Origin of the sequence: Hydrogenophaga sp., from assembly GCF_025699295.1 — a bacterium.
GTDB lineage: Bacteria > Pseudomonadota > Gammaproteobacteria > Burkholderiales > Burkholderiaceae_C > Hydrogenophaga.
The window spans coordinates 38,060-52,291 of sequence record NZ_JAILWB010000021.1 but is presented as its reverse complement, the minus strand read 5'-3'; the positions used below and the strand labels follow the sequence as shown (position 1 = coordinate 52,291).

The following is a 14,232-nucleotide window of genomic DNA, read 5'->3' as shown; positions in this document are numbered from 1 at the left end:
TCCCATGCCCTCCACCATTCCCTACTCGCCTTCGCTCGTGCTCGGCAGCATCGTGCACCCGGCCGCCATGGACAACCTGCTGGCCATGGCGGCCGTGCAGACGCCCATCGACGCGGCGCAGGACACGCTCAATTCGTTCATCTCGCTCAAGCACAGCCTGCAGATGACGGCCGACGAGCTGATCAACATGAACATCGACCCCAAGGACCTGGTGGCCCGGATCCACGATGTCGACACCGAGCTGGACAAGGCGGCCACCGCCTACGCCACGACACGCATCGAGCAGGAACTCAAGATGCAGCCCCTGCGCGCCAAGGTGCAGCAGGTCAACGCCAGCCTGGAGAGCCCGATCGATTTCAACCGCACCGTTCCCAAGGCCCTGCCTCTGGCGGCCGACACGCTCACGATGGATGCCCAGTACTTTTCCTTCGACGAGAACAAGCAGAACGCCGAGAACACGGTCAGCACCATTCGCCAGTTCATCAGCGCATCGGGCGCACTGGGCGGCACGCAGGGATCGGTCGAGCTGGCCGATTCCGCCGTCAAGCAGATCAACCACCAGCGCCAGCGGCACAAGGTCGAGGGCACGCTGGTGCTCACGGCCAACTGCACGCACCGCCAGGCAACGGTGCTGGCCCCGCTGGTGCTGGACGTGGACAAGGCAATTCGCGTGTGGAACCAGCTGTTTCCGAGCGACCAGGACAAGATCAAGATGGACCGCGCGTTCATGGCGCGCGTGGCCAGGGAGGAAGGTTCCGCGAGCGAGAAATCGCTCAGCATCATCTCCGGCGCCACTTACGGCTCCAGCTTCGTCGGCATGGTGCACGTGCTGCGCAAGGAAAAGACAGAGACCAGCCAGGACATGGAGGCCGACGAATCCGTGCTCCAGGCCCAGGTCGAGCAGGACTCCTGGTGGCGGTCCTCGGCCGGCGGACTGGGCGAGGACGACGACACGGCGTCCTCCAGCAAGTCCCTTCTGAGTCGCCAGGACATCACCTCGCACGTCACGGTGCTCACCTCGGGCGTGATCCTGGGCATCGAGGGTGTCGACGTGCAGACCGCCGTGCGCGCCTTTGCCGCCGAGGAAGGAGAAGGCGGGACCATGGCGGCGCTCACGGCCCTGGCCAACGCCAACAGCGGCGAGCTGCAGTCGGCCCAGGCCGCGGCCACGGCCGCGCGAACCGGGCAGGACCTGGTGGACCTCAAGAAAGCCACCGTGAACGCCGTGATCGGCAAACTCGGTGAAATCCAGGGCCAGAAAGTGCGCATGCTCAACATCGACTCGCTGATGACCGCGTTCGACAACTACGTCGACCGGGCGCGTGCGGGCGGCATCGGCGTGCCGATCAACTACTACTTCAAGCCCATCACGCGCAGCCAGCTGGCCCAGATGTGGCTGACCAAGTACTACCCAGGCCAGTACCTTGCGCTCGCTGGCGACGACAGCGCCGTGGCCGAGGCCGGCGCCAGTGCCGGTGGCGACGCGACCACGCAGAACTGACCGGTGACCGGCATGAACGCCAACGACCTTGCCGCGCTGACCGAACGGCCCGTGGACGCCGTGGCGCCATGGCTGCAACCGATCACCGCGGCGATGAGCGAGTTCCAGATCGACACGGCCGCGCGGCAGGCCGCGTTCCTGGCGCAGATCGTCCACGAATCTGACGGCCTGGCGCGGCTGGTGGAAAACCTCAACTACAGCGCCGCGCGCCTGACAGCCGTCTGGCCGCGCCACTTCTACCTGCCCCCGGACGCCCCCGAAGGCCGGCAGGATGCCAGCCAGTACGAACACCAGCCCGAAGCACTGGCCAACCTGGTCTACGCCAGCCGCCTGGGCAACGGCGCGCAGGCCAGCGGCGACGGGTGGCGTTTCCGGGGCCGCGGGCTGGTGCAGCTGACCGGCCGCGCGCTGTACACCGAGGCCGGCGATGCCCTGGGGCTCGATCTGGTGAACCAGCCCGATCGGCTGTTCGAGCCCGTTGCGGCCGCCCGCGCGGCTGGCTGGTACTGGCAGCGCATCCGTGGCAACGCCGACGCCGACGAGGCCACGCCCGCGGCCTTCCAGCGGTTGACGGTGGCCATCAATGGCGACCTGATCGGTCAGGACCACCGCGAGGCCTTGTGGCGACGTGCCCGGACCCTGCTGGGTGCGACGGGCGCGCCGGGGGTGTCATGAAGGCCGCCCCCCGCCTCGGGCAGGTGCTTCCCGCCCTGCTCTGGCTGCTGGCCTGTCTCTGCGGCCAGCCGGCGCAGGCCCAGTCGGCCGCGCCGCAGGGGGCCGACGCCGGGCGCCCGCGGGTCGTGCAACTGCAGGGGGAGCTCGAGGCCGACAGGGTCCTGCTGGTGCAGGTGGCGGGGTTGTCCGAGTGGGCCATGACACCCGGCCACGCACCCTGGCGCCTCGTGCCGTACATCAACGGGCTCCCGCTCCAGGGCCTGTACCCGGCGGCCGTGAACCTGCGTGCCGCCACGGTGCAGTTCCACCTGCGCATCACGCCTGAAAACCAGGCCACGTGGATGCGGGTACTCAGCCCGCTGACCCTGAAGCACCCGGTGGACTTCAGCATCGGCCCGGAACAGCAGGACCCGTTCGACACCGTGTTCTCCCGGCCGGACCACCCCGCGCTGCTGACGGTCGTCAACCCGCGCTGGATGACCGTGGCCACGTGCGTGCTGCTGGTGTTCGCCGTCTTCTTCTGCGCGCTGGCCACGAAGACCGATCTGCTCATGGAGAGGACGCCTTCCACGCAGGGGCCCGACGCGCTCGGCTTCAGTCTGGCCAAGGTGCAGCTGGCGCTCTGGTTTTTCGTCATCTTCGGCTCGTTTCTCGCGATCTGGCTGGTGACCGGCAACTTCAACACCATCGACGGCTCCCTGGTGGCCACGCTGGGCATCAGCGCCGGCACCGCCGTGGGCGACGCCTACATCAAGAGCGCCCAGCCCCGCGACACCCCGCCCACCGGCCCCGCGGTGCGACCCGGCTGGGCCGCGAAACGGTTCGTGCGCGAACTCGTCTCGGACGGCGAGGGCTATTCAATCTACCGCTTCCAGATGCTGGCCTGGACGGTGGCACTGATCGTCGTGTTCCTGGCCGACGTCAGCGACGATCTCGTGATGCCGACGTTCAGCCCCGAGCTGCTGTACCTGCTGGGCTTGAGCACGGGCACCTACGTGGCGCACCGGATGCCCGAGATGCGCCAGAACAAGGCGCAGGCCGCGACACCTCCTGCCTGACGCGGCGGCGGTCCGCTCCGCAGGCACGCTCCGGCCGGCCCCGGGGGCTTTTTTCCTTCGCCATCAGGACAGACACTCGACGCGCGGCCGGGGCTGGCGGCGGACCGCCTCCCGCCCGGAGCCGATGGTGCGTGCGAGAAAAATGCAATATAACGAAATCATTAATTGTCAAAAATAACATTTGTTCTTGCACTTTGGTGTTAATCAGAAGAGCGCGCCCGGCTGTATCCCCCGCCCCTGGAGGCGCGGGGCGGTGAGTGGAAAAGGCGACGACACCGATCCCATCCGTGCACCCTCTTGTCGTTTCGAACCCGATCGAAGCGACCCAGTCAGAAGGACCAAGTTATGAATGAACACATCAGGGGGCGGCGCGAGGAATTCCATTTCAACAACTGCGTCATCCGCAGCGACACCCGTGAGCTGTTGAGGGATGGCGTGGTGCAGAAAGTCGAGCGCCGGGCTTTCGACCTGATCCTGTACCTGCTCAGGCTCGAAGGCCGGGTCGCGAGCAAGGACGAGTTGCTCGAGCACGTCTGGGGCAACAAATACGTGTCGGATTCGGTGATCGCGCAAAGCATCATGAAGGCGCGCAAGGCCATGGGCATCAGCGGCAAGGAACCGGGCCCGATCAAGACCATTCACCGGGTGGGCTACCGCTTCGTGGGTGACGTGCGCCAGGTCGCCTGCCCTGCGGGCCATGGCGAAGCCCGCGAGCCCTTGTGCGCCCGCGCGCGCATCCTCTGGCTGCCCACCGAGTGCGAGCAGACGCCGCCCGACCTGTCCTGGGTTCGCTACGGGCTGATCTCGGTGGCCACGCAATTGCTGCAGTCGCACGGCGTCGGCATCGTCTCCGTAGGCGAATCCATCCACCTGTACGAATCGTCCCCCATGGAACGCACCGTGGAGGCGCTGTCCCTGCAACTCAGAACGCCCGGCACGGAACTGGGGGTGGTCTCCAGCAGGCTGGTGCCGATGGGCGGGGAATACCGGCTGGAGTGGCAGATGCACCTCGATGGCACACGAAGCGCCAACAGCGTGACCGGGCGGTCCCCCGCCGAGATGGCGCTGATGGCTGCGCAGGACGTCTCCATGCGCGCGCGCCTGCACGCCCTGCAACTCGCACCGGCCACCCCGGACGCGAGCTTCTGGAAGGAGCTCGAGAACCTGATCGCGCTGGCCGAGTCCCTCCACCTGACGGAGCAACTGGCGCCCCTGCTGGCACCCAGCGTGGCGCACGCGCACTGCCCGGCACGGGCCCTTGCCGAGTTCCTCTGGATCCAGGCACAGCGCGCCGACCCGCAGGCACCCGCGCTGGCCGCCGCGCTGACCGAACGGGCCCGCCGGACGGAAGAGGACGAATACGCCGGCTGGGCCGAACTGTGCCTGGCGCTGTACCACCTGCACGCCCTGCAGCCCGATCGGGCGCGCCAGCATGCGCTGCAGGCACTGCCGGTGGTGCGGCGCCACGCTATCGGGCCGTTCCGCCCCAGGGCGCTGCTGCTGGCATCACACATCCTCGCGTCCCTGCATCTGGAGGAAGAGGCCGGTGCGCTGCTGTGCGAAGCCGATCAGCTCATCGCGCAGAACCCGGTCAGCCACATGGTGTGCGCCGCGCAGCGGCAGCGCTGCGAACTGGCGCATCTGGACAGGCAGGGCGCCGCGCCGGCCCCCCTTCTCGCCAGCGCGCTGGCCAGCGCGCGCCACATGGGCTACCAGGCCCCCGCGGCATGGCTCGAGATCTATTGCGGCCTGCAGTGCTGCGCGGCGGGCGACTTCGACCAATGCCACCAGCATCTGCACGCCGCGCTCGTTGCCAGCGAACAGGGCGGCGCCACGCTGGCGCACATCCATGCCGTGCTGCAAATGGGCAGCTTCATGGCCCGCACCGAGGACCAGGGCGGGCTGGAGCAGTGCCTCGTGCGGCTCGCGCATGCCCGGCTGAGGGACGCGCCCCTGGGCGTGGCGGCATGGCGCTGGCTGCGGGCGCGGCACCTGATGCTCACGGGCCGGCCCCATGAAGCCCTGCCCCTGGCCGAACATGCGATGCACGAGCTGGCCGATCTGGGCATCTGGTGGTCGGAGGACAACTGGCTCTTTGTCGTGCAGGTGGCGTTGACCAGTGGCAACCGCACGGCGGCCCAGCATCTGGTGGCGCGCCTGCAGTCCCGCCAGCAGCGCAGGCCGCATGCCCTGCTGCGGGCGACCGCCCTGGCAACGCAGGGCATGCTCTGCAGTTTCGACGGCGAACCGGCGCCTGCGCTGCACCTTTTCGAGCAGGCGCACGAACTCGCGCGCCACGCGGTGCTGGCGCACGTCCTGCTGTTCGGCCTGGTCTGGCTGGCCCTGGTCAACGGGCGCCGGCCGACGCCATCGCAGCTCTCGGGGTGCGGGCACTGGTGCGATCGCACGCAGGCGGGGCGGCATGTGCGCGCCGCGGCACTGCGCGCTTTCCAGTGGCAGGCCGAAAGGCGCCAGCGCGAGCCGGCTCTGGCATGGGGCACGGGCACCGATCACGCGGTGCCCATGGTCTCGGAAGCGGCCGAGCCGCCAGCGCACCCGGCGCACACGGCCTGTCTGCCGATGCCGGTATGACCTGCGTGGCAACCCTCAGGCGGGGCGGCACGCCTCGTCGTGGCCGCCGATGCGCGCGCCCACATGGACCTCCCCGCGCTGCTCGGCCAGTTCCACCTGCCGCTGCCGTTCGGCCAGCCGTTCCTTCTCCTGCGGGGTTCGCTGGTCGTGGCAGTGGGGGCAGCTCACACCCTTGACGTAGCGCGGTGAGGCCTTCTCCTCGGCGCCGAGCGGCCAGCGGCATGAGCGACAGAGCTCGTGCGGCCCCTGCACCAGTCCATGCCCCACGCTCACGCGCTCGTCGAACACGAAGCACTCGCCCTGCCAGGTGCTCTGCTCGGGCGGGATCTCCTCCAGGTACTTGAGGATGCCGCCTTCGAGGTGGTAGACCTCGTCGAAGCCACGCATCTTCAGCAGCGCTGTCGACTTCTCGCATCGGATGCCGCCGGTGCAGAACATCGCCACCCTGGGCTTGCGGCCTTCGCCCTGCAGCGCGGGTTGGGCATCGAGCCAGGCCGGCAATTCGGTGAAGGTCCTGATGCCGGGGTTGACCGCGCCCCGGAAAGTGCCGATCGCCACCTCGTAGTCGTTGCGGGTATCGATCAGGAGCACCTGCGGGTCGGCCAGCAACGCGTTCCAGTCCTGCGGCTTCACGTACTGGCCCACGGTCCGGTTCGGGTCCAGCCCCGGCACGCGCAGGGTGACGATCTCCTTCTTCAGCCGCACCTTCATGCGGTGGAACGGTGGGTAATCGCTCCAGGAGGCCTTGTGCGGCAGATCGGCCAGGCGTGGGTCCGAACGCAGGTGCGCCAGCACCGCCAGCACGCCGGCTTCGGGCCCCGCGATCGTGCCGTTGATGCCCTCTCGCGCCAGCAGCAGCGTGCCCTTGACCTGATGGGCCTCGCAGCAGGCCAGCAGCGGTTCGCGCAGGTCGGCGAAATCCGGCAGGTCGACGAACTGGTAGAGGGCGGCGGTGAGGAAAGCTGGCATGGGCCCCGATTATCCCGCGCCCGCCGTGTGCCGGTCATGCCCTTCTCCCATGCTATGTTGCGCGCCATGAAATCCCGCCTTGTCGCCCTCTTCCTGAGCCTGAGCTGCGCCGCCGCCTGGGCGCAGCCCGCCGGATTCGACTGCGCCCAGGCCAGTGCCGTGGCCGAGCACCTGGTGTGCGCGCACCCCGATCTGGCCGAGGCCGACAGGGCGCTCAACGCCCTGTACCGTGCCGTGCTGAAAAAGCCGACCCGACCGCCCGGATTGCGTCAGGAGCAGTTGCGCTGGCTGCGCACGACGCGCAACCGCTGTGCGAATGCGGACTGCCTGCGGTCCGCGTACCGCCAGCGCGTGGCGGTGCTCCACGCGCTCAACATCCGGCCGTTGTCGCTCACGGACGCGGCTTTCCAGCCCGTGCTGGAGCGTGCCATCGCCCGGATCGACGACACCTGGGTGGTCGGCGGCCTGCGCCTGCGCGCCAACGCACCGCGGCGCCTGCAACTGGAGCTGCACGTGGACCCAGGCGACCACCTCGACTGGACGCTCTGGGGTCCCCGGGTGCAGCTCTTCTGCACCCACCCCGGCCGGCGCGAAGGCTACGCGGGCCGCTTCGAGCACCGCGACCAGGCCAACGGCATCGATTTCCTGCGCGTGCGGCGCGCACAGGCCCAGGGTTTTGTGCTGATGCGGTTCGAACTGGGCAAGGCGCTGCCGCTGAACGAGGACATCGTCTGCAGCGTCGGCTTCACCGAGTGGCTGCTGGACAGGCCCAGCACCCTGTACGTGGTCGACGTGCCGCCGCCTTAGAGCGGCTCGATGCGCGACAGGTCGGGGCGTTCCAGCCACTGCGCGAACTCGTCGGCGAGCCGCTGCGCGGCGCTGGTCGCCCCGCTCCAGACCTGCATGCGCGCCGCCAGATCCTGGCCGTAGCGCGTGAAGTCGCCCCGATCGGGCAGCTTGGCATTGGGCAGGGTGGCGATCCACGCCGGGTCGGGCGCGAGCACCAGCATGGAGTCCAGCGCCGGGCTGCTGCGGTGGCGCCCCGTCCAGGCCTTGTCGAGCCAGCCCGGCACCACCGCCTTCTGGAAGTGCGGGTACAGCACGATGGGCGAGGCCTCGGGCAGGCGGTAGCTCAGATGCAGGTGGTAGTCGGTCAGCCCGCCATCCCAGTAGGTACCACGTGGCGCTCCCTGGATGCCCTTCACCGGTCGCAGCACGAAGGGGATTGAGCAACTCGCCTGCAGCGCGTCCATGAAGTTGTCGGCGAACATCGGCACCTGGCGTGTGCGGTAGTCCTGCGTGGCAAAGGGCAAGGCACTCACTGCCCCCGAACCCGGTGGCACCGAAGAGAACACCACGCGCTCGAGCCATGCGCCCAGCGCCTTGCGGTGCACCGCGTTGGCGGCAAAGGCGCTCAGATAGCCCAGCGGTGTGCGCAACGCGCCCTCACGCCGCAGCAGCAGGCGCCCGCGCGAGGTGACGATGTGCAGGTGATAACGCGAGTGGGACAGCACCTCGTCCACCCGCCCGCCGTAGAACAGCTTCAGGTTGTCGGCAAACCGCCTGCTGATCTGGTCCGCGGTGGGCCGGCGCTGGCCGGGTGGCAGTTCGTAGTGCTGGGCGATGTAGTCGCGCTCGAGACGTTCGAACGCCGCCACCGTGTTGCCCAGGCAGGCCGTGGCCATGCGCCAGGCGCCGATGGAAGCCCCCACCAGGTGCACGGCCTGCGTGCTCCGCGGCAGCCATTCGCCGAACAGGAAGCGGTCGATCGGGCCGAGGATCAGGCCTTTGGGTCCACCCGCCGCTGCCGGAATCACGCCCACGTCCTGCGGGTTCAGGCCATGCAGTTCAATGTGTTGCCGGGCCCGGGGGCCAGCGTAAAGGCGAAGCGCTTGCATAGGGCTGCGATTGTGGCGCAGCCCCGGGGGTCTCACTGCGGTTCCGACGCCTCGGTGACTTCCGTGTGGCGCGATATGGACGGGATTTCCTCGGCCACCACCGTGTCGGGATCGATGCCGAGCACCAGGCCGACCGGGTCCGGGTAGGTGTTGATCAGCAGCTCGGCGCGCATCTGCTGCTCCTCGGCACGGGCGCGCCAGGAACCGATGTGGATCACGCCCGCGATCGGCTCGTACACGTCGTTGTCGAACGGCGCGGTCTGGTGCTCGATGGCATTGACCATGCGCTTGGGGAAATGCCACTCGCGCGCCAGCGCCGCGCCCACCTCGGCGTAGCTGTAGCCGAACAGGCCGCGCTCGGCCTTGGCGCGCTTGAGGTCGAGCATGGGCACGCTGCGGTCCAGGTCGATCATGGCCTCGGGCATGCCCACGTGCATCACGAGTTCACCAATGCCGTGGATCAGGCCGGCAGTGAACGCCGTGTTCTCGTCCATCTTGATCGGCAGCGCGATGTAGCGCGAGAGGTTGGCGGTGTTGAGGCTGTAGCGCCAGAACTGGTTGAGGTTGACGCCGCCCACGGTGTGAAAGCCCTCGCCCAGCGAGGCCGCGATCACCAGCGCGCGCACCTTGATGAGGCCCAGCACGTTGATCGCGTCGCGGGCCGTGCAGACCGAGCGGTGCAGGCCGAAGAAGGCCGAATTGGCGGTCTTCAGCAGCTTGGCGGTGAGCACCGGATCGTCCTCGATCAGCGACGCCGCCAGCATCGCATCGACGTCCTCCTGCTCGAAGGTTTCGATCAGCTTGCGCACCACCTTGGGGGCGGATGGCAGCACGTTCGGCTGCTTCAGGAGTTTCTCGAGCTGCATGGCGGTGGGCCCTTCGGTTGGTGCGTTTCCGTGGGAGGAGGTGCTAGGTCATTCATCGTCCGGGCCACGCGACACTTGAGAACTTTTTGCCCACAAATCCGCCGGCGGCTAGTCGATGAAGGCGCCCAGCGCCTGGCTGAACGACCACTCGGTCGGGTCCTTGCCCAGCACGCTGTCGAGGTCCAGGCCCAGGGTGAGCCCCACCATGTCGGGGAAGGTCGCGGCCAGGCCGCTTTCATCCAGCTGGATCTCCTCGGCGCGGGCGCGCCAGGAGGCGATGTGCAGCACGCCACCCAGGGGGTCGTAGTTGTCGCCGTCGAAGGGGGCGGTCTGGTTCCTCAGCGCCGAGACGATGGTCTGCGGGAACTGCCATTTCTCGGCCATGCCGGCGCCCACCTCGGCGTAGCTGTAGCCCAGCGCGGAGCGCTCCACGTCGGCGCGGCGCAGGTCCAGCGGCGGCGTGCCCATGTCGATCGGGCCGATCACGTCGGGCATGGCGATGTGCATGATCAGGTCGCCGATCGCGTGCACCAGGCCGGCCGTGAAGGCATTGCCCTCGTTCTGGCGCAGCAGCGTGGCCAGCGAACGCGAGATGTCGGCCACACGCAGGCTGTAACGCCAGAACTGCACCATCTCCACGCCGGGCACGTTCTTGAAGCTCGAACCGAGCGCGGCGGCCATCACCAGCGATCGCACGTGCGTCATGCCCAGCAGGGCCACCGCCTCCTCGGCACTGCCGATCTGGCGGCTGACGCGGAAGAAGGCGGAATTCGACAGGCGCAGCACGCGCGTGGTGAGTGCCGGGTCGGTCGCCACCAGCTCGGCCACGCGCTTGGGACTGGGGTCGTCCTTGTTCATCTCCGCCAGCAGGTCGGAGACCGTGCGGGACATGGCAGGCAGTGCGCGGGGGTAGTTGAGGAGGGCTTCGAGTTCCATGGGGCTGTGAAGTCCGGTTCTGGGGTTTTTCCGATTCCTCTTCTTATCGGCGCCTGCCCCCCCGACTTGAGCCCTCTACATCCCCCCGTCAGCGCCCGTTTTTCAGCTTCGCGAAGGCCGACGCCATGGCCGAGGGCACGGCAGGCGCAGCCGGGCCCTGCCCGCCCGGGCGACCCGTGCGCGATCCCGCGCCGCGCGCGGGCTCGAAACGGTTGTCGCGCGTGCCGGTTCCTGCGGCGCCGCGCCCGGGCGCCTCGCTCAGCTTCATGGACAGGCCGATGCGCTTGCGCGCCACGTCCACTTCCATCACCCTGACCTTGACGATGTCACCGGTCTTGACGATCTCGCGCGCGTCGTTGACGAACTTGTGCGCCAGCTGGCTCACGTGCACCAGACCGTCCTGGTGCACGCCCAGGTCCACGAAAGCGCCGAACTGCGCGACGTTGCTCACCGTGCCTTCCAGGACCATGCCCTCGCGCAGGTCGCTGATGTCGTCCACGCCCTCGTTGAAACGCGCCACCTGGAAATCGGGGCGCGGGTCGCGGCCGGGCTTTTCCAGTTCGGTCAGGATGTCCCTGACCGTGATAACGCCGAATTTTTCGTTGGCAAACAGCTCCGGGCGCAGCGTCTTGAGCATGTCGGCGCGGCCCATGAGCGCGGCCACCGGCTGGCCGGTCTTCGCGATGATCTGCTCGACCACCGGGTAGGTCTCCGGGTGCACGCCTGTCATGTCCAGTGGGTTGTCACCGCCGCGGATGCGCAGGAAGCCCGCGCTCTGCTCGAAGGTCTTCGCGCCCAGGCCGGCCACATCCATCAACTGCTGGCGGCTCTTGAACGCGCCGTGGGTTTCGCGCCAGCGCACCACGGCCTTGGCCACGCTGCCCGAGAGCCCCGACACTCTGGAGAGCAGCGGCACGCTGGCGGTGTTGAGATCCACGCCCACACCGTTCACGCAGTCCTCCACCACGGCTTCGAGCGTGCGGGCGAGTTCGCTCTGGTTCACGTCGTGCTGGTACTGGCCCACGCCGATGCTCTTGGGATCGATCTTCACCAGCTCGGCCAGCGGGTCCTGCAGGCGGCGCGCGATGCTGGCCGCGCCGCGCAGGCTCACGTCCACGTCGGGCATTTCCTGGCTGGCGAACTCGCTCGCGGAGTAGACCGAGGCGCCGGCCTCGCTCACCACCACCTTCTGCACCCCGCCCTGCCCGGCCTTGTCCAGCAGCTTGATCAGGTCGGCCGCGAGCTTGTCGGTTTCGCGGCTGGCCGTGCCGTTGCCGATGGCGATCAGGTTCACGCCGTGCTTGCGCGCGAGTTGCGCCAGGGTGTGCAGGGCACCGTCCCAGTCGCGCCGGGGTTCGTGCGGGTAGACCGTGGCGGTGTCCACCAGCTTGCCGGTCGCATCCACCACCGCCACCTTCACGCCGGTGCGGATGCCCGGGTCCAGGCCCATCACCACCTTGGGGCCAGCCGGCGCGGCCAGCAGCAGGTCGCGCAGGTTGTCGGCGAACACCTTGATCGCCACGCCTTCAGCGCTCTCGCGCAGGCGGGCGAACAGGTCGCGCTCGCTGGAGAGCGAGAGCTTCACGCGCCAGGTCCAGGCCACGCATTTGCGCAGCAGGTCGTCGGCCGCGCGGCCCTGGTGGCTCCAGCCCAGGTGCAGGGCGATGCGGCCTTCGGCGAGCGACGGCACCACCGTTCGGGCTGAGCCTGCCGAAGCCGGCGTGTCCGCAGGCTCGGGCAGCACCAGTTTGGCATCCAGGATCTCCAGAGAGCGGCCACGAAATACCGCCAGCGCGCGGTGCGAAGGCACGCGCGAGATCGGTTCGTCGTAGTCGAAGTAGTCGCGGAACTTGGCAACCTCGGGGGCGTTCTCGTCCTTGCCCGCCACCAGCGTGCTCTTGAGCAGGCCTTCGGCCCAGAGCCATTCGCGCAGGTTCTGCAGCAGCGCGGCGTCTTCGGCCCAGCGCTCGCTCAGGATGTCGCGCACGCCGTCGAGCACGGCCGGCACGGTGGAGAAGTCGGCGCCGGGCTTGCCGTCGTCCAGCACCTCGGGCGGCTTCGTGAACGCAGCGGCCTCGGTGGCCGGGTCCAGCGTCGGGTCGGCAAAGAGCCTGTCGGCCAGTGGCTCGATGCCGAACTCGCGCGCGATCTGTCCCTTGGTGCGGCGCTTCTGCTTGTACGGCAGGTACAGGTCTTCCAGTTCCTGCTTGGTGGGCGCGGCAGCGATGGCGGCGCGCAGCGCGTCGGTGAGCTTGCCCTGCTCGTCGATGGCTTTCAGCACGGCCGCGCGGCGGTCTTCCAGCTCGCGCAGGTAGTCCAGGCGGTAGGCCAGTTCGCGCAACTGCACGTCGTCCAGCCCGCCCGTGGCCTCCTTGCGGTAGCGCGCGATGAAGGGCACCGTGGCGCCGCCATCGAGCAGCTCGACCGCCGCGAGCACCTGCCGTTCCTCAACCCTGATTTCTGTGGCGATCTGCCGGATGATCTGCTGCATGCACCGTCGATGTCGAAACAAGAAGCGCGCGAGTTTGCCACAGGCGTAGGGGCTACCATGCCCGTGTCCCGGGCGGCATTTGTGCTAGGCATCGCCCCCGCTTTCCATCATGCAAGACGACCTCTTCGGCGACCCGCCATCCCCTCCCGCACCGCCCGCGCCGCCCCCGACGCCTGCCGCGCGAAAAAGCCCGGCCCGCGTGAACCCCGCGCCGCGCGACGAGGCCCTGGTCGCACTGGCCGCCGCCCTGCCCGCCCGCCTGCGCCTGGGCTCCTCGTCGTGGACCTACCCGGGCTGGGCCGGCCTGGTGTGGGACGCCGAATACCCCGACGCGCTGCTGTCCAGGGAAGGCCTGCGCGCCTACGGCCAGCACCCCCTGATGCGCACCGTGAGCGTGGACCGCAGCTTCTACCGCCCACTCACGCAGGACCAGTACGCGCGCTACGCCGCCCAGGTGCCGGACGATTTCCGTTTCGTGGTGAAGGCACCCAGCCACATCACCGATGCCCTGGTGCGCGGCGAGGACGGCCGCGGCCTGCAGCCCAACCCGGCGTTCCTGGACGCGGCGCTGGCCACGCAGGACTTCGTCGCCCCCGCGCTCGCCGGCCTGGGCCACAAGGTCGGCGCGCTGGTGTTCCAGTTGAGCCCCCTGCCGAGGCACCTGCTCCACAACCTGCCCTTGGTGCTGCAGCGCCTGCGCACCCTGCTGCTGGCCCAGCCGCCACTTGCGCACACGGCTCCCGACGGTGTGCTGGCCGTGGAAGTGCGCGACCCGGAATGGCTGGACCCGGTCTTCATGCCCGAGCTGGCGGCCGTGCTGCGCGAGTGCGGAGCCACCTGGTGCCTGTGCCTGCACGCCAGGATGCCGCGCCTGGCCGACCAACTGCCGCTGCTGCGATTGCTCTGGCCCGGCCCCATGGTCTGCCGCTGGAACCTCAACCCGCTGCACGGCGCCTACGGCTACGAGGACGCGCAACGCGAGTACAGCCCCTACGACCGCATCCACGACGTGGACAACGAGACGCGCGCCCTGCTGGTGAAGACCATCGCCGGCATCGCGGGCGCCGGACAGAACGTGTACGTGACCATCAGCAACAAGGCCGAGGGTTGTGCACCGCTGTCGGTGCGGGCGCTGGCGGAAGGTTTGGCCGGGAGGTAGCGACCATCTGGCGCCGTGACGTCTTGGCCGACGCACGGCATCAAGTTGTTCAAGGTCGTGTCGAGAAACCATGCGCGTGCACAGTGA

11 protein-coding genes are annotated in these 14,232 nt (G+C 68.8%); 6 read left to right on the top strand and 5 right to left on the bottom strand.

Translation table 11 applies throughout. The annotated features are described in order from the left end of the window. Window positions 1–4 precede the first annotated feature (4 nt). The 4 genes from K5880_RS19600 to K5880_RS19585 all read left to right on the top strand — a co-directional run bounded on the left by K5880_RS19600 (window position 5) and on the right by K5880_RS19585 (window position 5,826). Complete coding sequence (locus K5880_RS19600) at window positions 5–1,501, top strand: hypothetical protein (RefSeq protein ID WP_297656362.1); 1,497 nt, start codon at window positions 5–7, stop codon at window positions 1,499–1,501. 12 nt (window positions 1,502–1,513) lie between these two features. Continuing rightward, on the top strand, window positions 1,514–2,176 hold the full coding sequence (locus K5880_RS19595; protein ID WP_297656359.1) for a glycoside hydrolase family 19 protein: 663 nt from the start codon (window positions 1,514–1,516) through the stop codon (window positions 2,174–2,176). Next, a complete protein-coding gene (locus K5880_RS19590) occupies window positions 2,173–3,234 on the top strand; it encodes a hypothetical protein (protein WP_297656355.1) in 1,062 nt (353 codons plus the stop codon). The genes K5880_RS19595 and K5880_RS19590 overlap by 4 nt, the downstream gene beginning before the upstream one ends. A 345-nt stretch (window positions 3,235–3,579) precedes the next feature. Further along, window positions 3,580–5,826 carry a winged helix-turn-helix domain-containing protein gene (locus K5880_RS19585; RefSeq protein WP_297656352.1) on the top strand — a complete coding sequence of 749 codons (2,247 nt, stop codon included), beginning with the start codon at window positions 3,580–3,582 and terminating at the stop codon, window positions 5,824–5,826. A 15-nt stretch (window positions 5,827–5,841) separates the two neighbouring features. On the opposite strand, the gene K5880_RS19580 is transcribed toward K5880_RS19585, so the two are convergent. Next, window positions 5,842–6,795, bottom strand: a complete 954-nt coding sequence (locus K5880_RS19580; RefSeq protein WP_297656349.1) for a rhodanese-related sulfurtransferase — start codon at window positions 6,793–6,795, stop codon at window positions 5,842–5,844. Between the two features lie 66 nt (window positions 6,796–6,861). Here K5880_RS19580 and K5880_RS19575 point away from each other — a divergent pair, with 66 nt between their 5' ends. Then, a complete protein-coding gene (locus K5880_RS19575; RefSeq protein WP_297656346.1) occupies window positions 6,862–7,602 on the top strand; it encodes a lysozyme inhibitor LprI family protein in 741 nt (246 codons plus the stop codon). Here the strand turns inward: K5880_RS19575 and K5880_RS19570 are convergent. From K5880_RS19570 to K5880_RS19555, 4 genes are all read right to left on the bottom strand, one after another. Continuing rightward, window positions 7,599–8,693: a patatin-like phospholipase family protein gene (locus K5880_RS19570; RefSeq protein WP_297656343.1), complete on the bottom strand. Its 1,095-nt coding sequence runs from the start codon at window positions 8,691–8,693 to the stop codon at window positions 7,599–7,601. The two genes, K5880_RS19575 and K5880_RS19570, sit on opposite strands and share 4 nt — an antisense overlap. 32 nt (window positions 8,694–8,725) lie before the next feature. After that, window positions 8,726–9,559 (bottom strand): HDOD domain-containing protein, encoded by an 834-nt coding sequence (locus tag K5880_RS19565; RefSeq protein WP_297656341.1) that lies wholly within the window; start codon window positions 9,557–9,559, stop codon window positions 8,726–8,728. 108 nt (window positions 9,560–9,667) lie between these two features. Continuing rightward, window positions 9,668–10,495: an HDOD domain-containing protein gene (locus K5880_RS19560; RefSeq protein WP_297656338.1), complete on the bottom strand. Its 828-nt coding sequence runs from the start codon at window positions 10,493–10,495 to the stop codon at window positions 9,668–9,670. 88 nt (window positions 10,496–10,583) lie between these two features. Then, window positions 10,584–12,986: a Tex family protein gene (locus K5880_RS19555; protein WP_297656336.1), complete on the bottom strand. Its 2,403-nt coding sequence runs from the start codon at window positions 12,984–12,986 to the stop codon at window positions 10,584–10,586. A gap of 109 nt (window positions 12,987–13,095) precedes the next feature. Between K5880_RS19555 and K5880_RS19550 the strand changes: the two genes are divergently transcribed. Beyond that, complete coding sequence (locus K5880_RS19550; protein WP_297656333.1) at window positions 13,096–14,145, top strand: DUF72 domain-containing protein; 1,050 nt, start codon at window positions 13,096–13,098, stop codon at window positions 14,143–14,145. The last annotated feature ends 87 nt before the right edge of the window (window positions 14,146–14,232 follow it).

Coding starts and splice junctions, on each gene's coding strand:
- K5880_RS19600 (WP_297656362.1), top strand. CDS start 5: ATGCCCTCCACCATTCCCTACTCGCCTTCGCTCGTGCTCGGCAGCATC.
- K5880_RS19595 (WP_297656359.1), top strand. CDS start 1,514: ATGAACGCCAACGACCTTGCCGCGCTGACCGAACGGCCCGTGGACGCC.
- K5880_RS19590 (WP_297656355.1), top strand. CDS start 2,173: ATGAAGGCCGCCCCCCGCCTCGGGCAGGTGCTTCCCGCCCTGCTCTGG.
- K5880_RS19585 (WP_297656352.1), top strand. CDS start 3,580: ATGAATGAACACATCAGGGGGCGGCGCGAGGAATTCCATTTCAACAAC.
- K5880_RS19580 (WP_297656349.1), bottom strand. CDS start 6,795: ATGCCAGCTTTCCTCACCGCCGCCCTCTACCAGTTCGTCGACCTGCCG.
- K5880_RS19575 (WP_297656346.1), top strand. CDS start 6,862: ATGAAATCCCGCCTTGTCGCCCTCTTCCTGAGCCTGAGCTGCGCCGCC.
- K5880_RS19570 (WP_297656343.1), bottom strand. CDS start 8,693: ATGCAAGCGCTTCGCCTTTACGCTGGCCCCCGGGCCCGGCAACACATT.
- K5880_RS19565 (WP_297656341.1), bottom strand. CDS start 9,559: ATGCAGCTCGAGAAACTCCTGAAGCAGCCGAACGTGCTGCCATCCGCC.
- K5880_RS19560 (WP_297656338.1), bottom strand. CDS start 10,495: ATGGAACTCGAAGCCCTCCTCAACTACCCCCGCGCACTGCCTGCCATG.
- K5880_RS19555 (WP_297656336.1), bottom strand. CDS start 12,986: ATGCAGCAGATCATCCGGCAGATCGCCACAGAAATCAGGGTTGAGGAA.
- K5880_RS19550 (WP_297656333.1), top strand. CDS start 13,096: ATGCAAGACGACCTCTTCGGCGACCCGCCATCCCCTCCCGCACCGCCC.